The sequence below is a fragment of the Solemya velum gill symbiont genome, assembly GCF_002020255.1.
Classification (GTDB): domain Bacteria; phylum Pseudomonadota; class Gammaproteobacteria; order Chromatiales; family Chromatiaceae.
Window position 1 is genome coordinate 26,624 of the sequence record NZ_MPQG01000003.1, and the last position, 23,649, is coordinate 50,272.

Sequence of the window (23,649 nt, forward strand, 5' to 3'; positions counted from 1 at the left end):
CAGCTTACTGCCAGTATTAAATTACTGTGGGCAGTTACCAGTTGCTGCTGGTGCCTGAGGGGCAGCTGGAGCAACAGGAGCTGGTCCGTAAGGAGCTGGACCGTAGCCGTATGGAGCATAGCCGTAAGGACCGTTGTAGCTACGACCGTAGTAACGGTTATCCCAGTTGTTGTAGCCACGGTAGTAGTTATCACTGTAACCGTCGCCTTCCCAATCGGTATCTGCATCTGCGTCAGCATCAAAGTTCATGCTGAAGCTGCCACGACCGCGTCCACGTCCACGACCATCACCACGACCATCACCACGACCATCACCACGACCATCACCACGACCATAGCCACGACCGTAGCCATCGTTGTACCAGTCGTTGTTCCAGTTATTGTCGCTGTAGTAATCATCATCGTCATCGAAGAAAGGCATATCCCAATCCGCGATTGCAACTGAAGAAGCACCCATGATTGCTGCAATTGCAGCTGCTGTAATAATCTTTTTCATATCAGTCTCCAATAGAGTTTTCACGTTTAAAATCAGATGTTGAGATTCGGTAGTGCCACACGCCGTCTCAGTGGTGATAAGTATATTAGCATTTGCTTAAATTATCTAATATGATGTTTTTATATTTGCATTTATGTCTTTTATTTAATACCTGGGACTGACCCAGATGTGATTCTGATCAGACAGGAAAGGAGAGCTATTGCACAGAGTGATATTGCCGGATACTCGAGATTATAATAAAAAAACACCGGACAGGTTACCCCGCCCGGTGTTTTTATCAGCTAACTGCCAGTATGACTTACTGTGGGCAGTTACCAGTAGCTGCAGGTGCCTGGGGGGCAGCTGGAGCAACAGGAGCTGGACCGTAGCCGTAAGGTGCGCCGTAGCGACCATTGTAGCTGTTGTAACGGTTGTCCCAACGGTTGTCCCAGTTGTTGTAGCCACGACCGTAGTAGTCGCTAGAACCGTCGCCTTCCCAATCGGTATCGGCATCAGCATCGAAGTTCATGTTGAAGCTGCCACGGCCTTTGCCACGTCCACGACCGTCACCACGTCCGTAACCGTAACCATCGTTGTACCAATCGTTGTTCCAGTTGTTGTCGTTGTAGTAGTTGTCGTCGTTATCAAAGAAAGGCATGTCCCACTCAGCAACTGCAGCTGAAGAGGCGCCCATGATCGCTGCGATTGCAGCTGCTGTAATAATCTTTTTCATTTCAGTCTCCAAAAGAGTTTTCATGTTTCAATCGTTTCGTGATCCGGAAGTACCGCGCGCCGTCTCAGTGACAATAAGAATATAAGTAATTGCTTAAATTGTCTAATTTGAGATGCTTATATTGCTAATTAGTTATTCTTATTAAGGGGCCGAGGTGACTCCTCGGCCTGTCTCAGGAGTGTGTCTCTGGTTGCTTCCCGAAAAACGCATCGTACAGCAGGAATACGACACCCAGGAAGATAGCACTATCAGCCACATTGAAAGCGGGCCAGCTCCAGCGGTCATAATAGAAGAGCAGAAAATCGATAACCTGGCCATAGAGCACACGATCAATCAGGTTACCGATGGCGCCTCCAAGCACAAGGCTGACACCAACAGCAACAACTCGCTCATGTGGTTGCAGGCGCTTGAGCCATACGAGCAGCCCAATCGATATCACGATCGAAAGCACGATGAAAAACCAGCGCTGCCAGCCCCCCGCATCAGCGAGGAAACTGAATGCAGCACCCTTGTTATACACAAGTGTCAGGTTAAAAAAGCCCTCGATCACGGGCAACTGTTCCCTGAATTCGAAACTTGCCTCTACCCACAGCTTTGTCGCCAGGTCGAAGACAACAACAATCAGAGATAGCAACAGCCAGCGCAGCATCAGGCAAATACTCTCTCTTCACCCTCGCCGCTAACATTGGTCACACATCTGCCGCAAAGCTCCGGATGATCTGAATCAGCACCAACATCCTCGCTGTGATGCCAGCAACGATCACACTTGGTGGCCGCGGACGGTGTCACAGTGACATGCAATCCACTCAACTCGGTTTCAGTACCCGCATCACCAGTAACAACTGATGCTTTCGAAGTGATGAGCACAAAGTGCAGCTCATCACCGAGTGCAGCCAGCGCATCATGCAACTCGCCTTCACAACTGAGAACCACCTCGGCATCCAGCGATGAACCGATGGCTCCATCCTTGCGTGCCTGTTCCAGCAGTTTGCCGGTGGCAGAACGTGCACGAATGATCTGCTGCCACTGTTCTGTGCTAACCACATCAGCGTCAGTCAGGTTGAACAGCTCCTCATACCAGGTCTCCAGAAAGACTGAGTCGCTACGCTCACCAGGCATGTGCTGCCAGATCTCTTCAGCGGTAAAGCTAAGGATTGGTGAAAACCAGCGAACCAATGCTTCGGCAATGTGATACATGGCAGTTTGTGCTGAACGCCTTGCAAGGCTGTCTGCCTGGCATGTGTACTGCCGGTCCTTGGTGACATCCAGGTAGAAGCCTCCCATGTCAGTGACACAGAAGTTATGAATCTTCTGGAAAATCAGGTGAAAGCTGTAGCCACGATAAGCTTCGATGATCTCATCCTGCAACTGCGCAGCTCGTGCAACAGCCCAGCGATCGAGTGACACCATCTTGTCGGCAGACACCATGTTGACAGACGGATCGAAACCGTCGAGGTTCGACAACAGGTAGCGTGCCGTGTTGCGAATACGTCGATAAGCATCGGCAGTACGCTTGAGAATCTCTTCAGAGACGTTCATCTCGCCGCGATAATCAGTTGCGGCCACCCACAAACGGATGATATCCGCGCCCAGGTTCTTGATCACCTTCTGCGGCTGCAGTACGTTACCCTCTGACTTGGACATCTTGCGACCGTTGGCATCGACGGTAAATCCGTGGGTGAGAACGCTCTTATAAGGCGCGTGACCATACATGGCGGTCGACGTCATCAGGGATGACTGGAACCAGCCACGGTGCTGATCGGAACCCTCAAGGTAGAGATCTGCAGGTGCATGCAGGCCATCACGATGATTCAGTACAGCGGCATGAGTAACGCCCGAATCGAACCATACATCCAGCGTATCCGTTACCTTTTCGTAGTCAGATGCTTCATCACCAAGGAATGCCTCAACATCGAGAGAGAACCACGCCTCGATTCCCTGCTGCTCGACCTCTGCCGCAACACGCTCGATGAGTTCAGTTGTATTCGGGTGCAATTCGCCAGTCTGCCGGTGAATAAAGAGTGTAATCGGGACACCCCATGTGCGCTGGCGCGAGATACACCAGTCCGGGCGTCCCTCGACCATACCCTCGATACGCGCCTGGCCCCATTCAGGCATCCAGTGTACTTTTTTGATTTCTTCAAGTGCTGCCTTGCGCAAGCCATTCTGTTCCATGCTGATAAACCACTGTGGTGTAGCACGGAAAATGATCGGTGTCTTGTGACGCCAGCAGTGCGGATAGCTGTGCACCAGCGCCTCTTCACGCAGCAGTGCGCCACGCTCCCGCAGCACATCGATAACGTGAGCATTGGCTTTCATCACATGTTCGCCAGCAAACAGCTCTGTGCCTTCAACAAATACACCATGACTATTGACCGGATTGTCGACCGGCAGGTCGTAATACTGTCCGGCAACAAAATCCTCGACACCATGCCCCGGTGCTGTGTGGACAGCGCCAGTACCGGTCTCGAGCGTGACATGCTCACCGAGAATAATCGGTACCTGTCGATCATAGAATGGATGCTGCAGCATGAGGTTTTCGAACTCACCGCCCTTTCCATAGGCGAGCACATGACAACGCTCGATATTCCAGCGATCCATGGTCTCCTTGAGCATGCCCTCGGCAACCATCAGGCGCTCTTTACCCGCATCATTTTCCACCTGAACAATGGCGTACTCGAGTGCGGGATTGAAGGCCACAGCCTGGTTCGCCGGTAGAGTCCACGGCGTGGTAGTCCAGATGACAACCGACATCGGGCCCTCACCGTGGTGATCAGGCACCGAGTGACAGCGTGCGAAAAATGCTTCCTCGTCAATGACGCCAAAACGCACATCGATTGCATGTGACTGCTTGTCCTTGTATTCGACTTCGGCCTCGGCAAGCGCAGATCCACAATCAGTACACCAGTGCACCGGCTTGGCTCCCTCGTGCAGATGGCCGTTGTCTACGATTTGCCCCAGGGAGCGGATGATCTCTGCCTCGACCTGGTATTGCATCGTCAGGTAGGGATTCGCCCAGTCACCAAAAACACCAAGACGCTTGAAATCCTCGCGCTGGCCATCGACCTGTTTGGTCGCATACGTACGACACGCCTTGCGGAACTCGGCAGCAGTAACCTTTTTGCCTGGCTTGCCGACTTTCTTCTCAACCTGCAGTTCGATTGGCAGTCCATGACAATCCCAGCCGGGTACGTATGGCGCATCATAACCGTCCAGGGTGCGTGACTTGACGATGATGTCTTTCAGAACCTTGTTAACCGCATGGCCGATATGAATCTCGCCATTCGCGTAGGGAGGTCCATCGTGCAGAATAAAAGTCGGACGTCCCTTGCAGGCCTCGCGAATCTTTTCATAGAGACCTGTCTGCTCCCAATGGTGCAGCAGCGTGGGTTCACGTTGTGCCAGGTTACCCTTCATCGGAAAGGCTGTTTTTGGCAAATTCAGTGTCTCTTTGTAGTTACTCACAATAGTTCTCAGGTCTGTATCAATTCTTTATAACGGTTCAACGTTTCTCAAGCGCTTCCTGCGCATGGATAACGTCTTTATTAATCTGCATTTTCAAATCATCAAAGGATTCAAATTTTATCTCGTTGCGCAGGTGTGCAACAAACTCCACCTCGATATGCATTCCGTACACCTCCCTGTCGAAGTTAAACAGGTGCACTTCCAGGATGACTTGTTTACCATCATCGACAGTCGGTCGACTGCCGATATTTGCAACACCCTCGACAGGCGTGTCACCAAGCCCCTTCACGCGTACTGCGTAGACACCGTGCAACGGCGTCTTGCGACGGTGCGCCGGAATATTCAGCGTCGGAAAACCGATCGTACGTCCACGCTTGTCACCATGCGCGACTCGCCCGCAGACTGAATAGGGCCTTCCCAGCAGCGCCGTGGCTGTCTCGAGGTCATCATCCGCGAGGCACTGGCGTATCCGCGTGGAGCTGACGCGCTCACCATCAATCATGTGTGTATCCATATCGTCTACAGCGAAACCGTGCAGTTCACCGGCATCGCGCAGCATCGTAGCGTTGCCACTGCGTGCACGCCCAAAGCGAAAATCGTCACCCACGTAGAGATGCTCAACACCAAGACCACGTACCAGTATCTCGTCGATAAAGGTCTCTGCTCCCATGGAAGCCAGTCGACGGGAGAATTCCAGTATGAGCACCGTGTCAATTCCACACGCCTGTAATACCTGGAGCTTCTCGCGTAAACGCGTCAGACGCGCCGGGGCTTCGTCGGGACGAAAATACTCGGTTGGCTGCGGTTCGAAGGTAATTACGGTCGAACGCAAGCCCAACTGGCTGCCGACATCATGCAACGAGCGAAAAACAGCCTGGTGCCCACGGTGTACACCGTCAAAGGTACCAATTGTGGCGACACAGCCATGATCTTCGGGGCGTAGATTATGAAGCCCGCGTATTAGACGCATATTCGAGCGGATGCTGACGAAAAACGCAATTATATCAGGATTAAAGCGTCAGGCTGCCTCATTTTCCGGCTCTTTTCCGAATGGAACGTATCGCACTCATATTCAAACACCCGGACAACCGGGAAATTCTGCAGCAAGCCGTTAGCGACCGGTGAATTCAAGTCGCCGACCCGCGATCACATTGGAAATGACACCCTGATCATAGACAATTTCACCATTGACAATCGTGGTGTCAATCGTCGAACCAAGGGTATCTCCCTCAAGCGGTGACCAGCCACACTTGTACAGTATATCCTGACGCTCAATTGTTATTGGCTTATCCAAATCGACCAATACCAGGTCCGCCCAATAGCCTTCACGTAAAAAACCGCGTTCCTTGATACCAAACAGCTGCGCCGGTGCATGAGAGCACTTGTTGACGACCTGTTCCAGCGTCAGAACACCATCGTGGTACAGCTCGAGCGCCATTTGCAGGGCATGCTGCACCAGGGGCAACCCTGCAGGTGCCTTGAAATAGCTGTTATCCTTCTCTTCAAGCAGGTGTGGTGCATGATCGGTGGCGATAACATCGATTCGGTCTTCCGCGAGGGCCTTGCGCAGTCCTGCTTTATCCGAGGCCTTTTTAACCGCCGGGTTGCACTTGATCAGGGTGCCTTTGCGCGCATAATCGCTTTCATCAAAATAGAGATGATGCACACATGCCTCGGTGGTAATACGCTTGTCGAGAACAGGGCCCGGTTCGAACAACTCAAGCTCGCGTGCCGTCGTCATGTGGAGTACGTGCAGACGGGTGCCATGCTCTTTAGCCATCGCAACAGCCATTGAGGATGACTTGTAGCATGCCTCTTCGCTACGAATCAGCGGGTGATACTCAATCGGGACATCTTCACCGTATTTCTCACGATAGATTGCCTCGTTCTGTTCGATCATTGGCGAATCTTCACAATGCGTCGCTATCAGCATTGGCGCATCACGAAAAACCATTGCCAGTGTCTCGGGGTTATCGACCAGCATGTTGCCCGTTGATGCACCCATGAATATCTTGATACCGCAGGTCTGATCCGGCTTCAGTTTACGGATCTCGTCAATATTGTCGTTGGTGGTACCCATATAGAAGGCGTGGTTCGCCATGCAGCGGCCGGCCGCCAACTGGTACTTGGCTTCGAGCGCCTCAACTGTAATCGTTTGAGGATTGGTATTCGGCATCTCCATGTAGCTGGTGATACCGCCCGCAGCTGCCGCACGAGATTCGGTCGCCATATCCGCCTTGTGGGTCAGGCCCGGCTCACGAAAATGAACCTGGTCGTCAATCATGCCCGGCAGCAGATGCTTGCCGCCTGCATCGATCACCCTGTCATTGGCCTGCACACTGATTTCGCCACCAACCTGCGCAATGCGTCCATCAGCAACTCGCAGATCACCCTCGCTGATACAGCCCTCGTTAACAATGCGGGCATTCTTGATCACTATTGATTTCATTTAGTCATACTCCCTGTCTTTCCAGGTTCGTACTGCGGTAAAAACTTCTGTGCCGCCAGACAATGATCTGCCGGCATATTTCTCTGCTGCAGCAATGACATGCGCTTCAGCTGTCCTCAAAAAAGGATTCGTCTCCTTCTCCAGCGACAGCAGCGATGGCACTGTCGGCTTGCCTGCCTTGCGTCGTTCACTGTCATTATGGATTCGTTCGGCAAGTACCTCACTGTCAGGCTCGACCCATTTTGCAAAACCGAGGTTGGCCAGTGTGTACTCATGCGCACAGTAGACAAGGGTATCACCCGGCAGTGATGCAATTGCCATCAGCGAGTGATGCAGCCGTTCATGCGTACCACTGAACACCCTGCCACAACCTGCAGCAAACAGGGTGTCACCGCAAAACAGCATGCCATGCCCAAAATAGGCGACATGCCCCTCGGTATGTCCCGGCACATCCATGACTTCAAACTGCGCACCAATTTCAGGCAATTCAACCTTGTCACCGGCACCGACCCGTTCTGTCAGCGAGGAGATCGGCTCATTGCGCGGGCCAAAAACGGGAATACCGGGAAACGCCTCAAGAAGCTCCCGGACACCACCGACATGGTCACCATGTTTATGAGTAACAAGTATCGCACTGAGAACCAGCCCATTCTCTGAAAGATATTCAAGCACGGGATCTGCATCACCGGGATCAACGACCCCTGCAGAGCCGCCATCTCCACCTGTCAGGCACCAGATATAGTTATCGTCAAATGCAGGTATCGGAAAAACATCAATCATTTGTAGAGCTCTTCAGGATTGATCAGGGGTTCACCGTCGATGACAACCCTGTCACCATCAACCTTGTGATAGAAACAGCTGCGGCGACCTGTGTGACAAGCGGGACCTGTCTGATCAACCTTCAGCAACAGTGCGTCACCATCACAATCGAAACGCATCTCGATCAGTTTCTGAATCTGCCCCGAGGACTCTCCCTTGCGCCAGTAGGCCTGGCGTGAACGCGACCAGTAGCAGACACGACCGGTTTCCAGCGTCTCCTCGATTGCGGCACGGTTCATCCACGCCATCATGACAACCTCACCACTGTCGTACTGCTGTGCAATCGCAGGCACTAATCCATCGCTGTTGTATTTGAGCGCTTCCAGGGTCTCGCCCAGCGTCTTGGCATCACCTGCAGAATCCTGCTCGCGTAACTTGAAAAATCCCATCGCTGTATCCACGCCCATTTCTACTATTGGGTTTAAGTCAGTCTGAGATCATTGTAAGCCATTTCCAACGATTATTTGATGTAAAATAGCCGCATGAAGCAGACTGACAACCTCAAACAAAGTGTCGAGATCCAACGCGCCTCCCTGCATAACATGCTGGTAGACCCGACACAGCGTATTGCGCATGAACTGGCGGCCGTATGGGGCGACCTTGAAACTATCAATTCGCTGCTCGGTAATGCCTTCTCAATGGTGCCCTTCGCAACCTATCTCTATGTTGTAGATGCAGAGGGTATCCAGCAGAGCTTCAATGCATCACGCAACGGCTTTATCGAGCTCGACTACCACCGCAACCGCTCACAGCGACCTTACATGCAGCCCTATCCGCCGCGGGACACCATGTCGCTGTCTGAATCCTATATCAGCATGCGCAGCAAGCGTCCCTCGGTCACGGCCATGCAGCCGATCATCAAGGATGGTGAATTCGTTGGATTTTTAGGTATCGATTTCGACTTGCGCGAACTGCCGCTGACACGTGCAATCTATGAGGAACCGCACCAGTGGCACCAGCTCAAGGGCGACCCTGCCATACGCGGACAGCTGTTTCAGCAGAGTCGCGCCGAAAGCATGCTTGACCAGCATATCGACGATATTCTGCCCGTTATAGAAGAGCTGATGGCAGAAAGCGGCGTGTTTCACGGCAAGATCCACTTTGCATCAAGCCGTGCAACCATCTGGCACATCGACGACCCATATCGCTACCGGCTTCTCAACTATGACGCCCTGATCGACCCGGATATCTGTCTCGCCTATCCACACCGTGCCTATCCTGACAATGCACTGGTACCGAAATCTGCGCTGCAGCCGATCCTCGAGACCTTCAAATACCTGCGCTTTGCAGATGAAACCATCTATTTGCGTGCCGGCTCGGTGAATATTTTCAATGGAATTGTCGGGTTGAACTTTTCCTGCGATGGTTCACACTATATCCCCCATGAGCAGTTCCTCGCCCGGGATTCCGATTTCTGGGGCGGTATTGCCTGACACATATCTATTTCGTGAAGAGTGAGAACTGCAGTGAGTCGTAAAGAAGAGATTGAACACCTGCTCCAGGAAAGCTTTACCCCGATGTTTCTGGAGGTGGCAGATGAATCCCATATGCACAGTGTTCCCGAGGGTTCCGAGTCACACTTCAAGGTCACCTTGGTGAGCGATCAATTTGATTCCAAACCACTGGTACAACGTCACCGTGCCGTGAACAGCTCACTTGCTGCACTGCTTGCAGACGGCATCCACGCACTCGCACTTCACACCATGACACCAGAAGAGTGGTTTGCTAAAGGCGGAGTTGCTCCCGACTCACCACCTTGTCTTGGTGGTTCTAAAAAGTAACAGATCAGAGGTTTTCAAACATGATATTCGAAGGACTTCGCTGGATTATCGGCCGTGGTGTGCTTGCCTACGAAAAAATGACTGCACCGGAACCACCTGTGTACAGCATGGAGCAGCAAGCCGCGATTGATGCACAGACACAGGGACTGGCGCTGTATGAATTCAAGGCATGTCCTTTCTGCATGAAAGTACGCAAAGAGCTTCGCCGCAAGGGATTTAACGTTGAACTGCGTGATGCAAAACGCAATCCCGCGTGGGGAGATGAACTCAGGGAAGAGGGTGGGAAATACCAGACACCCTGCCTGAAAATCACCAGTGGTGACGGCCAGGTTGAATGGCTTTACGAATCGGATGACATTATTGACTGGCTCGGCAAAAATATTGTCATCCAGGCCTGAACCGGGCAACGAAACAGTTTCGATTTGCAGTTTGTAACTGACTAACTACAAGAGTGACATGGCGTAAACCAGCGCATCCTCTCTCTTGTCACCATCAGGATAGTAGTTGGGGCGAAAACCGATCTCATTGAAACCGTAATCAAGGTAGAGTTGTTGGGCAACGACGTTTGACGCACGCACCTCGAGAAACAGGGTTTCAACACTCCGCTCTCGTGCAATAGCGATAAGACGGTCCAGCAGCTGTCTGCCATACCCCCGTCCCTGCAGGTGCGGGTGAATACAGATATTCAGCAGGTGTGCTTCACCGGCTGCAGCACTCAACATGGCATAACCGATGATTGAGCTTTCCTGCTCGGCGATGATACCGATATAACCAGCCTGCAGGCAGTCACGAAATATCCCCCTGGTCCAGGCGTGCTTATAGGCGATCGTCTCAATCTTCATCACTGCACCGAGGTCTTGACGGGTCATCTCACGGCATGAAATTTCGTCCGGCTTGATTACTGCGCTCACGACAAGTCTCCGAGCTTGCGCATCGCAAATTGCAGATCTTCCCAGCTTTTTCGTTTCTCTGACGGCTGGCGCAGCAGGTAGGCAGGATGATAGGTCACTATCATCGGCACCTTCTGCCCTCCATAGTGGTAGAGCTCACCACGCAGCTGGCCAACCGGTTTGTCACTATCCAGCAGACTGGTCGCTGCAACCCCACCTACCGCAAGCAGTAATTTCGGTGCGACCAGTTCGATCTGGCGATTGAGATAGTGGCGGCAGGAGATCATCTCTTCTGGCGAGGGATTACAGTTTCCCTGCGGTCGGCATTTGAGAATATTGGCAATATAGACCTGCTCACGACTGAATCCGCAGGCGAGCAGCATCTGGTTGAGCAACTGCCCCGCCCTGCCGACAAAAGGTTCTCCCTGCCTGTCCTCGTCTGCGCCGGGAGCCTCGCCGATGATCATCAGCTCTGCATGCTGATTGCCTGCGCCAAAAACTGTTTGTGTGCGTGTGGCAGCAAGTCCGCAGCGATGACACGTCTCAACAGCCTGCTGAAGGGATTCCCAATCATGCAACTGCTCTTCAGCTTCATCCGGCTGTGTAACGTCTACAATATCACCAGGCTGGTGTTGCTGACGACGCGACCACAGCTGGATGCCCATGGCATCCAGCATGCTGTGTTGTCGCTGGTCCAACATATATCTGGCTTACACGTCTGCTGCTTGCGGATGTTCCCTCACTTCGGGCTCCAGCAAGCGGTTGAGGCCATTGAGATAGGCTTTTGCCGAGGCGATGACGATATCGGTATCGGCTCCAGAACCGTTAATGATGCGGCCACCTTTCTCGAAGCGTACGGTCACATCACCCTGGGAATCTGTACCCGAGGTAATGTTATTCACCGAGTAGAGCTGCAGGTGCGCACCGCTATCGACAATCGACTCGATCGCCTTGTATGCGGCATCGACCGGACCACTACCGATTGCTGAACCACTGACCTCCTCGTCATCAACAGACAAGACGAGCTCTGCCGTAGGGGTTTCGCCGGTTTCGGAACAGACCTTCAGCGAAATGAGTTTGATACGCTCCTGCAGGGCTTCTCCACTGCTTTCAGACATCAGCACCTGGAGATCTTCATCGAAGATTTCATGTTTCTTGTCAGCGAGATCCTTGAAGCGGCTGAAGACGACATTCAGTTCAGCCTCAGTCTCAAACTTGTGCCCGAGCTCTTCGAGGCGGGTACGAAAAGCGTTTCGCCCGGAGTGCTTGCCGAGCACCATGCGGTTCTGCGACCAGCCGACATCCTGTGCACGCATGATCTCGTAGGTCTCACGACTCTTGAGTACACCATCCTGGTGAATACCGGACTCGTGTGCAAATGCATTCGCACCGACAATCGCCTTGTTCGGCTGTACCGCAAAACCGGTAATGTTGGATACCAGCTTGGAGCAGGTGACGATCTGCGTGGTATCAATGCTGGTCTCACAGTCGTAGACATCGTGACGTGTACGCACTGCCATCACCAGCTCTTCGAGCGAGGCATTGCCTGCACGTTCACCAAGGCCATTGATAGTACACTCAACCTGGCGCGCGCCATTCTGCACAGCAGCCAGTGAATTGGCCACGGCAAGACCGAGGTCATTGTGACAATGCACTGAGAAAATCGCCTTGTCAGAGTTGGGCACACGCTCAATCAGCTGCTTGATGGTATCGCCAAACTGCCACGGCATGGCATAGCCGACCGTATCAGGAACATTAATCGTGGTTGCACCGGCATCGATCACTGCCTCGAAAACACGGCACAGAAAATCGATCTCCGAGCGCCCCGCATCCTCTGCGGAAAATTCAACATTATCGGTAAAGTTGCGTGCTCGCTTGACTGCATAAACGGCCTGTTCGACCACCTGGTCGGGGCTCATGCGCAACTTGTGCTCCATATGGATCGGAGAGGTTGCGATAAATGTATGAATACGCGCCGAATTGGCGTTCTTCAGTGCCTCACCGGCACGATCAATATCGGCATCAAGGGCACGTGCAAGGCCGCAAACTGTAGAGTCAGTAACAGTCTCGGCAACCGCCTTGACAGCCTCAAAATCACCCACACTGGCAATTGGAAAACCCGCCTCGATAACATCGACACGCAGCTTCTCCAGCGCCTTGGCAATGCGCACTTTTTCATCTTTGGTCATGGATGCGCCGGGGCTCTGCTCACCGTCACGCAGTGTTGTATCAAATATGATGAGTTTGTCGTTACTCATGGAATCCTCTCCTGATCAGCCCCATAGTTTACGGACTATGGCAGATCGTTCAATCTTTTCTATATAAATTCAGGGTATTGCGGTGGATTTAGTGCCCTCGCCAGGGCAGGTCGGTCGTATTAAGCCCCGCAGGGCAGCAGACCAGGGAGTGATAGCATGAGTAGAACAGGCGCACACGGACGATCATTACGACTGAAAGTCGTATGATGAGCCGAATTGTGGCGTGCGCACTGTGTCATCAGGTTTTCTCTGCTTGACGCCAGGTTGATTCCCGGAGTCGTGAAAGACCAATATAACCCGCTTTTCTTCCTTTGCCAATAGCCAGAATCAAAGGTACTATTGGCACTTGACCACAACTCTGCGGGAGAGATTGGCTGTCTGTACGCAGACGCGCCAACGCCGAAGGCGCAAACCGCCCGGAATCGCTCAGGCAAAAGGACCGCGGAATTGGCACATAACTGCCAGGTCAACTCTGGAGAGCAGCCACCAGATTGGCTCACCGACGGGGCAGGGTGAATTTCAGGAAATCCCGAACCAGGGACAACCTTTCACTCAAACTCTCAGGTTCGAGGACAGAGGGGCGGCACCAGGAAAATATGGCCTGGTGCCGCCCTTTTGCGTTTGAACTGTCGCTACGGAGTCGACCATGGATCAAAAAACCATTCTGAATGAAAGCCATCGCGCCATGGGCGCCCGCATGGTGCCTTTTGGCGGCTGGGATATGCCCGTCAACTACGGCTCGCAAATCGAGGAGCACCATGCTGTACGCCAGGATGCCGGTATGTTCGATGTGTCGCACATGCTGGTTATTGATATCAAGGGAAGCGACAGCACACATTTCCTGCGTCACCTGATCGCCAATGATGTCGCACGCCTGAAAGAGTCGGGCAAGGCACTTTACTCCTGCATGCTCAATGAACAGGGCGGCGTTATTGATGACCTGATCGTCTACTATCTCGATGACACCTGGTTCCGCATGGTGGTCAATGCCGGCACCGCCGACAAGGACCTCGGCTGGATTATCGGCCAGTCATCCGGTTTCGATATCGAAGTGGCACCACGCCGTGACCTGGCGATGATTGCCGTACAGGGCCCAAATGCAGTGGCGAAGACCCTGCCGCTGCTGAATGACGAGATTCGTGATTCTGCCGGTACTCTCAAGCCTTTTCATGCAACATGGGACAGCAGCTGGTTTATCGGACGCACCGGTTATACAGGTGAGGATGGTTTTGAAATTATCCTGCCGGAAAATGATGCTACTGACTTCTGGCAGCAGCTGGCAGATGCGGGCGTACGCCCATGCGGACTCGGCTCACGCGACACCCTGCGCCTGGAGGCCGGAATGAATCTCTACGGTTCAGATATGGATGAAGAGACCAGCCCGCTTGAGGCCGGACTCAAATGGACCATTGCGCTTGAGCCTGCAGAACGTGATTTTGTTGGGCGCCAGGCGCTGGAAGCGAAGCTTGCCGAAGGCAACCTGAAAACATTTGTCGGCCTGGTCCTGGAGGGACGCGGCATCCTGCGTGACCACCTGCCCCTTTTTGATGGTGACAAGCAGATCGGTGAAATCACATCCGGCGGCTTTTCACCGACACTCGAACGCAGCATCGCCTATGCACGGGTTGATGCCGATGCACCAGAGCAATTTGAGGTCGAGATTCGAGGCAAGCGCCTGCCGGTCAGAAAAACAAAAATCTCATTTGTGCGCAATGGCAAAGCCTGCGTCGATTTGTAAAACAAACAGAATTCAAAGATTAATTTACCTGGAGAAAGAATATGAGCAACGTACCAGCTGACCTGAAATATACAAATTCGCATGAGTGGATCCGTAACGAGGGTGACGGCATTGTCACTATCGGCATTACCGACCATGCACAGGAGCTACTTGGCGACCTGGTATTTGTTGAACTGCCGGAAGTCGGTGCAAGCGCAGAAACAGGTAGTGAAATTGCAGTAGTCGAATCAGTCAAAGCCGCATCTGACGTATACAGCCCACTCGATGGCGAGGTTATCGAAGTCAACGAGGCGCTCGTGGATGCACCTGAGCAGGTCAACGATTCTGCATACGAGGATGGCTGGCTGCTCAAGCTCAAGCTTGCCGATGCCGGTGCGCTTGATGCCCTGATGAACGCTGAAGCATATACAGCACATGCAGAGTCCGAGGATCACTAATGCCGTTTATTCCACACACGGAACACGACATCGAGAAAATGCTGAAGACCATCGGGGTCGACAGCATCGATGACCTGTTTGATGAAATTCCGGATTCACTGAGGACCGACAAGTTCGATGCGATTCCGCAGGGTATTTCGGAGATGGAGATCTCCGCACTGATGCACGAAAGAGCCAACCAGGATGGTGTGCCAACCTGTTTTATCGGTGCAGGCGCTTACGATCACCACATACCTGCAGCAGTCTGGGAACTGACTACCCGCGGTGAGTACTACACCGCCTACACGCCATACCAGGCCGAGGCAAGCCAGGGCACCCTGCAGCTGTTGTATGAATTTCAATCGATGTTGACAGCCCTGACCGGTATGGATGTTTCAAATGCGTCCCTGTATGACGGTGCATCCGCACTCGCCGAAGCGATCCTGATGGCAGTACGTGCCAATCGCAAGTCAAAGTCGAGAAAAATCCTGGTACCGCGCTGCCTGCATCCGGAATATCGGAAAACAGCCAAAACCATCGTCACCAACCAGAAAATTGAGCTGGTCGAGATTCCTTTCGATGCAGAAACCGGGCGCACCGACCTGGCTGCGCTGGATGCCTATAGCGATGAAGATATCACTGCACTGGTCATCCCCCAGCCAAACTTTTTTGGTGTACTTGAAGATGCCGATGCACTCACAAGCTGGGCGCAAGAGCGTAATATTTTCACCATCGCAGTCGTTAATCCGCTTGCAATGTCCATGCTGACACCGGCAGGTGAATGGGGAGATGGCGGTGTCGATATCTGTGTTGGAGAAGGCCAGCCACTGGGCATTCCACTCGCCTCAGGCGGCCCCTATTACGGTTTCATGTGCTGTAATCAGAAACATGTGCGCCAGATGCCGGGACGTATCATCGGTCGTACCGAGGATCTTGAAGGCAAGGTCGGTTACGCCTTGACCCTGCAGGCTCGTGAACAGCATATCCGTCGCTCAAAAGCGACTTCCAACATCTGCACCAACCAGGGATTGATGGTTACTGCGTCAACCATTCACATGGCAATGATGGGTGGAACCGGTCTGGCACATGCTGCATCAAACAGCCACCAGGCCCTTGGCAAACTGAAAGATGCGCTGACTTCAATCGAAGGTGTCGAACAGCTTTTCTCTACACCGGCATTTAATGAAAGCGTGCTCAAGCTCGATGCGCCGGTCAAAGATGTATTGCGCTCACTGGCCACGAACAACCTGCTAGGCGGATACGACCTTGGCAAGGATTACCCGGAACTGGGTAACGCGCTGCTCGTCTGTGCAACCGAAAAACGCACTGATGCAGAAATCGAAAACTACCGCGACAAGCTGAACGGGATTCTGAATGCATAACGCCAGCCTTATCATCCAGACACATCCCGGCCATTCCCGAAGGAGTTAACAGAATGGTTGCTATTACAAGACGAGGCACTCCCTGTAATACGATTGGCGAACTGCCTGCAGTTGGTACCAAGGCGCCAAATTTTCGCCTTGTCACCGAGAATCTCAAGAACTGGACGCTGAAAAACTTCAAGGGAAAAAAGAAAATTCTCTATATCGTCCCAAGTCTCGATACACCGACCTGCGCCATGTCGACAAAAATATTCAACGACCGTATCGCCAGTGTCGACGGGGTTGTCATCATCATCTCGGCTGACCTGCCGTGGGCGATGAAGCGCTTCTGCAGCACAGAGGGTCTTGAGCATGTCGTCAACCTGTCAATGATGCGAGACAAGAAATTTGGCAAGGATTACGGTGTCCTGCTTGTCGACGGCCCACTCGAGGGCATTACTGCACGTGCCGTGGTGGTTCTTGATGAAAATGACGTCGTGGTGCATACCGAGCTTTCACAAGAGATAGCGACAGAACCTGACTATGATGCCGCACTCAAGGCAATAGGCGCCTGAGTCGGACACAGATAAACAGATAGATACAGACGGATAAACCGATGCTGATTTACGAACAATCACACACTGGCCGCCGCGCCACTGCCCAGTCACCTGCTGCCATGGGAGATGTCAGCGACATCCCTGCAGAACTGCTACGCAAGGAGACGGCGGCATTGCCACAGGTCTCCGAAATGCAGGCAGTGAGGCACTATACGCGCCTGTCACAGAAAAACTTCTCGATCGACACCAACTTCTACCCGCTTGGTTCGTGCACCATGAAGTACAACCCGCGTGCGTGTAACACGCTCGCCATGCTGCCCGGAATTCTCGCACGCCATCCGTATGCACTCGAGTCGCACAGCCAGGGATTCCTGGCCTGCATGTATGACCTGCAGGAGATGTTGAAAGTGGTCACCGGTATGCAAGCTGTCTCCCTGACACCTGCAGCAGGTGCACAGGGTGAGTTTGCCGGTGTTGCCATGATTCGTGCTTACCATGATGCAAATAATGATCATGAGCGCACCGAGATCATCTGCCCCGACGCTGCACATGGAACCAACCCGGCTACTGCAGTCATGTGTGGCTACAAGGTCCGGGAGATCCCGACCAAGTCAGATGGTGATGTTGATGTTGATGCACTGAAAGCCGCACTTGGTCCACAAACAGCCGGGATCATGTTGACCAATCCCTCAACACTTGGTGTATTTGAACAGCGCATCGAGGAGATCTCCCGTCTCGTGCACGAGGCAGGCGGCCTGCTCTACTACGATGGCGCCAACCTCAATGCGATTCTCGGCAAGGTTCGTCCGGGCGACATGGGTTTTGACGTGATTCACATGAACCTCCACAAAACTTTTTCTACACCACATGGTGGTGGCGGTCCGGGTGCCGGCCCTGTCGGTGTCAGCAAGCGCCTTGAGCCCTTCCTGCCAGTACCAATGGTTGCCCATGATGGTGAAAACTACCGCTGGGTAACGGAAGAGGAACGCCCCCAGTCCATCGGCAAGCTGTCGGCTTTTGCAGGCAATGCAGGTGTTCTGATGCGTGCCTATATCTACGCACGCATGCTTGGTCGTGACGGCATGTTGCGAGTCTCGGAATACTCAACACTGAATGCCAACTACCTGATGGCATTGCTGAAAGAGTCGGGTTTTGAGATCGCATTTCCTGACCGCAGGGCGACGCATGAATTTATCGTCACCCTGAAGAAGCAGGCGAAAGAGCTCGATATCAAGGCGATGGATTTTGCCAAGCGCATGCTCGATTACGGTGTACACGCACCCACAACCTACTTTCCGCTGCTTGTTCCGGAATGCCTCCTGATTGAGCCGACGGAGACCGAATCAAAAGAGGATATCGACTACTTTGCCGAGGTCATGCAGAAGATCCAGCACGAGGCAGAGACAGAGCCACAAACTGTCACCGGGGCACCATTCACACAGCCGGTTCGTCGTCTTGATGACGTCAAGGCGGCACGTGAACTCGATCTGCGCTGGAGTGGAAAATAGGCTATGAAACCTGGGAACACAGGCTTCACCCGCATCATCAAGGCGAGCGGCTACTCAATCAAGGGAATCAAGGCAACCTTCAAGCATGAGGCAGCCTTCCGACAGGAAGTTGCTGCTTCCCTGATACTTGTACCGCTGGCACTTTACCTTGGAGATAGCGGAGTGGAGCGTGCCTTGCTGCTCGGTAGCTGGCTGCTGGTTCCACTGGTTGAGCTTATCAACTCATCGATTGAAGCTGTGGTCGACCGAATTGGCCCTGAACATCACAAGCTATCTGGAAGAGCGAAGGATATCGGTTCTGCCAGCGTTGCACTGGCGATCATGATTGCCGCAATCATGTGGGCCCTGATCCTTGTACCAAAGTATCTGACCTGATCTCTATCCGGCCTTGTCACACACAAGGCAGCAAGTGCCTCGGATCGGGTCGCATTGGCGCAGCCCGTTCAAGCTGCAGAGAAAGCGAAAGTGTGTCTGAGCAAACGCAGTGAGCGAGTTCCTTTCGCGCCGCAGCTTGAACGATCAGGCGGAGACAGGCGACCCGATGCGGGGTGCTTGATGCCTGATCACATCAAACGAAGCTCACAGCCTATCTTGATGCAGGAAACAGGCGATAGAAATTTTCCGTCGTAATCTTCATAACCTCGTCGACCGACAACCCTCTCAACTCTGCAATCTTTTCTGCCACGTAAGAGACATAGCCGGGTTCATTTGGCTTGCCCCGGAATGGAACCGGCGCAAGATAGGGAGAGTCAGTTTCGATCAGGATGCGATCAAGTGGCACCTTGCTCGCAACTTCGCGCAACTCTTCGGCGTTTTTGAATGTCACTATGCCTGAGAAGGAGATGTAGAAACCAAGTTCCAGGGCCTGTTGTGCCATTTCCCATGTCTCGGTAAAACAGTGCATGACGCCACCAGCCTCTTCGGCATGCTCTTCACGCAGAATACGGATGGTATCTTCTCGTGCATCACGGGTATGGATAATGAGTGGCTTGCTGCATTCACGCGCAGCACGAATATGGGTACGAAAACGCTCCTGTTGCCACTCGACATCATCCTTGTTGTAGTAGTAATCCAGCCCGGTCTCGCCTATGGCAACATTCTTCGGATGCCCGGCCAGCTCAACCAACTCTTCAACACTCGGCTCCCTTCTGTCCCTGTCGTTGGGGTGTACACCGACGGAAGTTGAAATTGACGCAAAGGGCTCAACCAGCTCCAGCATTGCAGGATAACTTTCGAGGTCAATCGAGACGCATAGCATATGATCAATGCCATGCTCCATGGTCTTTTGAACCATGGTTTCAAATGAATCGTTGTAGTGCGACAGGTTAACCCTGTCGAGATGACAGTGCGAATCAATCAGCCCCATGATTACATGGTATAAGTTGCTGATTCACTATCCAGCAGGCCAGCCAGCAGGCCCTCGATACTTGTGCGCAGGCGACCATTATCCTCTTCGCTAAACTGCACACCGACTCCGGGTACTCTCGAGACGGATGATTTTGGTGTCAACCAGACGACCTTTCCGGATGTCGGGAACTTCTGTTTTAAACCGGGCAATTTGACCATCAGAATCAACTGGTCGCCGGGCACATAATCCTCATCAGTCTTGATAAAGAGACCACCGTTGTTTACATAGGGCATGAAGCAACGATAAAGCTCTTCGCGGCTATCGAATTCAGCCACCATCATCTTTTTACCGCGAGTATTTCTTTTCAGCATTACGTTCCTGCCTCCATTAATTCCAGCGCCAGGGTCTCGAACTGCATTTGTACATTCAGGTTACGCGACCTGATACCCTGCTGCAGCGATGATAATTTATCCAGAACACTAAAGAGTTTCACCGAATCCAGTTGTGGAATCAAGTCTTTCAACCAATCTGCAAGCTCCCGGTCATGCATTTGCATAATGCCAGATTCGTTTGCTCGCGCCAGATCAAGTGTCCAGTGATAGATCCAGTTGGCTATCATGCCGGTCTCATCCTTGCTCCAGGCCATTCCGACCTCGACAAGATTCGCCTTGCCTGAGAGCAGTGCGGCAAAGCGCCTCTTCTCCTCGCGGTAACTATCCAAGCCATGCTGCTGGAATTCAAGCGCCTTGAGTGGCGCACCACGAACACAATCAAGAAGTCCGGGCCATTCATCATCTGGCTGTTGTGCAGTCAGCCACTCAATCGCCTCCTGCTTTGCAGGCAGGGGAAACATCAGGTGCTGGCAGCGTGAGCGGATCGTTGCCGGCAATTCCCATGGAGCATGACTGACAAGCAGGATATGATTCCCCGGATTGGGTTCCTCAAGCGTCTTGAGCAGGCTGTTTGCTGCTGCCGAGTTCATTGCTTCCGCTGGTGAAATCAGTGTAATGCGACAGGCTGCAATCTGAGGGGTAAGCGCTGTAGAGGTGACAAAGGCGCGTATCTCGTCAACCTTAATTGTCTTACCACCCTCCTCAGGCTCCATATCAACAAAATCCGGATGATTGCCCGCCTTGAGCAACTGGCAACCGTGACAACTACCGCAGGGCTCATTGTTGCGTGGCGAACTGCACAGCATGTAATTGGCGAACGCACGAGCGAAGGTCTGCTTTCCCGTTGAGCGAGGACCTTCAAGCAGGATTGCATGCGGCAGACGGCCTTTCTCTTGGTAACTGCAGAGGCGTTCCCACTGCTCTTGTTGCCACGGCAGGCAATTCATTCTGCAGCGCCCAGAATATCAGTCATTACCTGTGACAGCTGCAACTGAACCTGCTCAAGTGGCTTTGATGCATCGATCACTTTGACGCGTTCTTTATGCTGCCGGGCGATTTCCAGGTATGCATTGCGTACCCGCTCAAAAAAGTCGTGACGCTCTTTTTCGAAACGATCTGGCGCCGATCGCTGGTTGGCGCGAGCCATACCGACATTCACGGGCAAGTCCAGCAGCAGGGTAAGATCAGGCCGTACCTCTTCCTGCACGAAGCTCTCCAGCAGTCGGATCGATTCAATATCAATGAGTCGTCCACCACCCTGGTAAGCATAAGTTGCATCTGTAAAACGATCGCAGATGACCGTTTTTCCTTCGGCCAGTGCTGGCAATATTTTTGCGTGCAAGTGTTCGGCACGTGCTGCGAACATCATCAGCAATTCAGTCTTATAGGACATGCCATCGTGCTTGTGACCCAGCAACAGTTCACGCAGTTGCTCACCTAATTCGGTACCCCCGGGCTCACGTGTCATCAACAACTCATGGCCGCGCTTTTCGAGCAACTCCTGTAAGTAGGCAATATTACTGCTCTTGCCAGCGCCCTCGATACCTTCAACCGTGATAAACAGCGCCTGTTCCAAACTCATTACTCGCTTCTCTGCTTGCGCCGCTGGATCTGGTATTTATTGACTGCACGATTATGTTCTTTGAGTGTTGCAGAGAAGTAGTGTCCGCCATTGCCGGTAGCAACGACATAGAGCGACTTGCCATCTGCCGGATGCAGGGCAGCATAAATTGCGTCACGACCAGGCATTGCAATTGGTGTTGGTGGCAAGCCTGCCCGCGTATAGGTGTTATAAGGCGTATCTTTCTTCAGATCGCGACGGCGGATGTTGCCGTCGAAATTGTCAATCCCGTAGATTACGGTCGGATCAGTCTGTAGCAGCATGCCCTTCTCGAGGCGCCTGGTAAAAACTCCGGCGATCTCCGTACGCTCTTCTGGTAGCCCTGTCTCTTTCTCAATAATGGATGCGAGAATCAAAGCCTCGTAGGGCGTTTCCAGGGGCAAGTCTTTATCTTTTTGCTCCCACTCTTCAGCAAGAATATTCTGCATTGACTGGTAGGCTCGTTGCAGAAACTCCTTGTCTGTCGTTCCACGCGGGAAAAGGTAGGTATCCGGATAAAATTGCCCTTCCGGATGCTGACCCTGGAGTCCAATCGCTTCCATCAGCTGTTCGGTACTGAGACTCTCGGAGAGTGTTTGCACAATCATCGGGTGAGTGCGTACGGCAGACAACACCTGCTGGAAGTTCCAGCCTTCAATCAGGGTAACAGAGTACTCAATGACCTTCCCCCTGACCAGCTGGTCAAGCAGGGCTACAGCTGTGGTGCCACCTGGAATATGGTATTCACCCGCCTTGATCCGGTTTGCATCGGCTCGTTCGCGTGCCAACAGGCGCAAGTAGAGTGGTTGGCGCAAGATCCCCTTGTCTGCAAGGTCATTCGCGATAGCAGTCAGCGTGGTGCCCGGTTCGATGCGGTAATTAATCCCTCTATCCGAGAGTACCAGAGGCGCTTGTTGAAAGCGCTGATAATCGTGCCATAGCCAGTAACCGGCTGCAGCACCTACAACCAGTAACACCAGTAACGCAATGAAGACACCGCCCTGTTGCGGTGAATGTATATGACTCTCAAGCCTCATGTTTCATCAGTTTCCTGTTGATTGTTTCCAGCAGGTCATGCGAAATCGCATCCAGGCTGTACTCACGCCCCGCCAGTCGCCTGACAGGAACAATACCGTTAACTGCATTGGTCAGGAATATCGCGTTTGCGCCTGACAACTCGCCTGGGGTGACACGCACTTCCCTGCACGAAATTCCCAATACTGCCGCCTGCGCAATCACCTCTTCGCGCATCACACCAGCAACACCACTACCATCCAGTAGCGGGGTAAACATTTCACTTCCAGTGATCCAGAAGATGTTCGACATAACACCTTCGACTACAAATCCTTCGCTGTCACACACAACTGCCTCTCGGCAATTGTTGGATTCTGCTTCACGTGCTGCCAGCACCTGCTCCAGGCGGTTGAGATGCTTGATTCCCGCAAGAGGCGAACCGCTCGCCAGGCAAGTTTCACATAAATGAATATCGATCCCATGTTCACGGTCATGATGATCGAATCCTGCCGACTGGCGGAGGATAACAATTCGTTGTGTATCTCCCTCAGCTGGAAAATATCCGTTTCCGGCAGCTCCACGCGTAACTATCAGTTTGACAACACAACGCCCGGATTGCTCCCCATGATGAAAAATTTCCTGCTGGATTTCATCTCTGATCTGCTGCTCTTGCGGGACTTCGATAGCAAGCCTCTTGCAGCCACTGGAGAGACGTGCGTAATGACGCTGCCAAAGTGGCATCTCATGACCAATAACGGCGATGGTCTCGAAGAGGCCATCGCCGTATTGAAGTCCACGATCAAGCAATGAAACAGTGTCACACTGCTGACCGTTTACCAGCATCCC

Annotated in this window: 26 protein-coding genes and 2 riboswitches; of the genes, 9 read left to right on the forward strand and 17 right to left on the reverse strand. The window is 52.8% G+C overall.

From position 1 onward, the window contains the following. Positions 1 to 21 precede the first annotated feature (21 nt). The 8 genes from BOW06_RS13035 to hisI all read right to left on the reverse strand — a co-directional run bounded on the left by BOW06_RS13035 (position 22) and on the right by hisI (position 8,329). Positions 22 to 495, reverse strand: a complete 474-nt coding sequence (locus BOW06_RS13035; protein WP_078462827.1) for a hypothetical protein — start codon at positions 493 to 495, stop codon at positions 22 to 24. Positions 496 to 793: 298 nt separating this feature from the next. Further along, positions 794 to 1,207 carry a sulfur globule family protein gene (locus BOW06_RS03655; protein ID WP_078462830.1) on the reverse strand — a complete coding sequence of 138 codons (414 nt, stop codon included), beginning with the start codon at positions 1,205 to 1,207 and terminating at the stop codon, positions 794 to 796. Between the two features lie 172 nt (positions 1,208 to 1,379). Beyond that, positions 1,380 to 1,856 carry a signal peptidase II gene (lspA, locus tag BOW06_RS03660; RefSeq protein WP_043115834.1) on the reverse strand — a complete coding sequence of 159 codons (477 nt, stop codon included), beginning with the start codon at positions 1,854 to 1,856 and terminating at the stop codon, positions 1,380 to 1,382. Then, positions 1,856 to 4,672: an isoleucine--tRNA ligase gene (gene ileS, locus BOW06_RS03665; RefSeq protein ID WP_078454437.1), complete on the reverse strand. Its 2,817-nt coding sequence runs from the start codon at positions 4,670 to 4,672 to the stop codon at positions 1,856 to 1,858. Before ileS ends, lspA begins: the two co-directional genes overlap by 1 nt. Positions 4,673 to 4,709: 37 nt before the next feature. Then, entirely contained in the window at positions 4,710 to 5,642 is a 933-nt protein-coding gene (gene ribF, locus BOW06_RS03670) for a bifunctional riboflavin kinase/FAD synthetase (protein WP_043115838.1), read from the reverse strand. 141 nt (positions 5,643 to 5,783) lie between these two features. Next, the gene (locus BOW06_RS03675; protein WP_078454438.1) at positions 5,784 to 7,121 is read right to left on the reverse strand and encodes a dihydroorotase; all 1,338 of its coding nucleotides are present in this window, start codon (positions 7,119 to 7,121) and stop codon (positions 5,784 to 5,786) included. After that, positions 7,122 to 7,901, reverse strand: a complete 780-nt coding sequence (gloB, locus tag BOW06_RS03680) for a hydroxyacylglutathione hydrolase (protein ID WP_043115840.1) — start codon at positions 7,899 to 7,901, stop codon at positions 7,122 to 7,124. After that, complete coding sequence (gene hisI, locus BOW06_RS03685; RefSeq protein ID WP_043115842.1) at positions 7,898 to 8,329, reverse strand: phosphoribosyl-AMP cyclohydrolase; 432 nt, start codon at positions 8,327 to 8,329, stop codon at positions 7,898 to 7,900. The genes gloB and hisI overlap by 4 nt, the downstream gene beginning before the upstream one ends. A gap of 93 nt (positions 8,330 to 8,422) precedes the next feature. Between hisI and BOW06_RS03690 the strand changes: the two genes are divergently transcribed. The 3 genes from BOW06_RS03690 to BOW06_RS03700 are packed head-to-tail and all read left to right on the forward strand — an operon-like array spanning position 8,423 to position 10,119. After that, entirely contained in the window at positions 8,423 to 9,373 is a 951-nt protein-coding gene (locus tag BOW06_RS03690) for a PDC sensor domain-containing protein (RefSeq protein ID WP_043115844.1), read from the forward strand. A gap of 33 nt (positions 9,374 to 9,406) precedes the next feature. Beyond that, on the forward strand, positions 9,407 to 9,721 hold the full coding sequence (locus tag BOW06_RS03695; protein WP_043116650.1) for a BolA family protein: 315 nt from the start codon (positions 9,407 to 9,409) through the stop codon (positions 9,719 to 9,721). Positions 9,722 to 9,741: 20 nt separating this feature from the next. Further along, the gene (locus BOW06_RS03700) at positions 9,742 to 10,119 is read left to right on the forward strand and encodes a glutaredoxin family protein (protein WP_043115845.1); all 378 of its coding nucleotides are present in this window, start codon (positions 9,742 to 9,744) and stop codon (positions 10,117 to 10,119) included. A gap of 45 nt (positions 10,120 to 10,164) precedes the next feature. On the opposite strand, the gene rimI is transcribed toward BOW06_RS03700, so the two are convergent. The 3 genes from rimI to BOW06_RS03715 are packed head-to-tail and all read right to left on the reverse strand — an operon-like array spanning position 10,165 to position 12,869. After that, positions 10,165 to 10,632 (reverse strand): ribosomal protein S18-alanine N-acetyltransferase, encoded by a 468-nt coding sequence (rimI, locus tag BOW06_RS03705; protein WP_043115846.1) that lies wholly within the window; start codon positions 10,630 to 10,632, stop codon positions 10,165 to 10,167. Further along, positions 10,629 to 11,312, reverse strand: coding sequence for a uracil-DNA glycosylase (locus BOW06_RS03710; protein WP_179115150.1), 684 nt, complete (start codon positions 11,310 to 11,312; stop codon positions 10,629 to 10,631). Before BOW06_RS03710 ends, rimI begins: the two co-directional genes overlap by 4 nt. Before the next feature lie 9 nt (positions 11,313 to 11,321). Further along, entirely contained in the window at positions 11,322 to 12,869 is a 1,548-nt protein-coding gene (locus BOW06_RS03715; RefSeq protein ID WP_078452552.1) for a 2-isopropylmalate synthase, read from the reverse strand. Positions 12,870 to 13,220: 351 nt separating this feature from the next. Continuing rightward, a riboswitch (glycine riboswitch) is annotated at positions 13,221 to 13,321 on the forward strand. A gap of 10 nt (positions 13,322 to 13,331) precedes the next feature. Continuing rightward, positions 13,332 to 13,455: riboswitch (glycine riboswitch) on the forward strand. 60 nt (positions 13,456 to 13,515) lie between these two features. On the opposite strand from BOW06_RS03715, the gene gcvT reads away from it, so the two are divergent. From gcvT to BOW06_RS03745, 6 genes are read left to right on the forward strand one after another with little or no spacing between them, the layout of a single operon-like run. Further along, positions 13,516 to 14,607, forward strand: a complete 1,092-nt coding sequence (gene gcvT / locus BOW06_RS03720; RefSeq protein ID WP_043115848.1) for a glycine cleavage system aminomethyltransferase GcvT — start codon at positions 13,516 to 13,518, stop codon at positions 14,605 to 14,607. Between the two features lie 41 nt (positions 14,608 to 14,648). Further along, positions 14,649 to 15,044 (forward strand): glycine cleavage system protein GcvH, encoded by a 396-nt coding sequence (gene gcvH, locus BOW06_RS03725; protein ID WP_043115849.1) that lies wholly within the window; start codon positions 14,649 to 14,651, stop codon positions 15,042 to 15,044. Further along, positions 15,044 to 16,405 (forward strand): aminomethyl-transferring glycine dehydrogenase subunit GcvPA, encoded by a 1,362-nt coding sequence (gene gcvPA / locus BOW06_RS03730; RefSeq protein ID WP_078452553.1) that lies wholly within the window; start codon positions 15,044 to 15,046, stop codon positions 16,403 to 16,405. Before gcvH ends, gcvPA begins: the two co-directional genes overlap by 1 nt. Before the next feature lie 53 nt (positions 16,406 to 16,458). Further along, positions 16,459 to 16,959: a thiol peroxidase gene (tpx, locus tag BOW06_RS03735; RefSeq protein WP_078452554.1), complete on the forward strand. Its 501-nt coding sequence runs from the start codon at positions 16,459 to 16,461 to the stop codon at positions 16,957 to 16,959. 41 nt (positions 16,960 to 17,000) lie between these two features. Continuing rightward, complete coding sequence (gene gcvPB, locus BOW06_RS03740) at positions 17,001 to 18,449, forward strand: aminomethyl-transferring glycine dehydrogenase subunit GcvPB (RefSeq protein WP_043115853.1); 1,449 nt, start codon at positions 17,001 to 17,003, stop codon at positions 18,447 to 18,449. 3 nt (positions 18,450 to 18,452) lie between these two features. Further along, entirely contained in the window at positions 18,453 to 18,824 is a 372-nt protein-coding gene (locus BOW06_RS03745; RefSeq protein WP_043115854.1) for a diacylglycerol kinase, read from the forward strand. Positions 18,825 to 19,035: 211 nt separating this feature from the next. On the opposite strand, the gene BOW06_RS03750 is transcribed toward BOW06_RS03745, so the two are convergent. From BOW06_RS03750 to pabC, 6 genes are read right to left on the reverse strand one after another with little or no spacing between them, the layout of a single operon-like run. Further along, complete coding sequence (locus BOW06_RS03750) at positions 19,036 to 19,815, reverse strand: TatD family hydrolase (RefSeq protein ID WP_043115855.1); 780 nt, start codon at positions 19,813 to 19,815, stop codon at positions 19,036 to 19,038. A 2-nt stretch (positions 19,816 to 19,817) separates the two neighbouring features. Beyond that, entirely contained in the window at positions 19,818 to 20,168 is a 351-nt protein-coding gene (locus BOW06_RS03755; protein WP_052131999.1) for a PilZ domain-containing protein, read from the reverse strand. Next, positions 20,168 to 21,136, reverse strand: a complete 969-nt coding sequence (locus BOW06_RS03760; RefSeq protein WP_052132000.1) for a DNA polymerase III subunit delta' — start codon at positions 21,134 to 21,136, stop codon at positions 20,168 to 20,170. The genes BOW06_RS03755 and BOW06_RS03760 overlap by 1 nt, the downstream gene beginning before the upstream one ends. Continuing rightward, on the reverse strand, positions 21,133 to 21,771 hold the full coding sequence (gene tmk / locus BOW06_RS03765) for a dTMP kinase (RefSeq protein ID WP_043115856.1): 639 nt from the start codon (positions 21,769 to 21,771) through the stop codon (positions 21,133 to 21,135). The genes BOW06_RS03760 and tmk overlap by 4 nt, the downstream gene beginning before the upstream one ends. Then, positions 21,771 to 22,826, reverse strand: coding sequence for an endolytic transglycosylase MltG (gene mltG, locus BOW06_RS03770; protein WP_078454439.1), 1,056 nt, complete (start codon positions 22,824 to 22,826; stop codon positions 21,771 to 21,773). Before mltG ends, tmk begins: the two co-directional genes overlap by 1 nt. After that, positions 22,816 to 23,646, reverse strand: coding sequence for an aminodeoxychorismate lyase (gene pabC / locus BOW06_RS03775; protein ID WP_078452558.1), 831 nt, complete (start codon positions 23,644 to 23,646; stop codon positions 22,816 to 22,818). The genes mltG and pabC overlap by 11 nt, the downstream gene beginning before the upstream one ends. Positions 23,647 to 23,649: the final 3 nt, after the last annotated feature.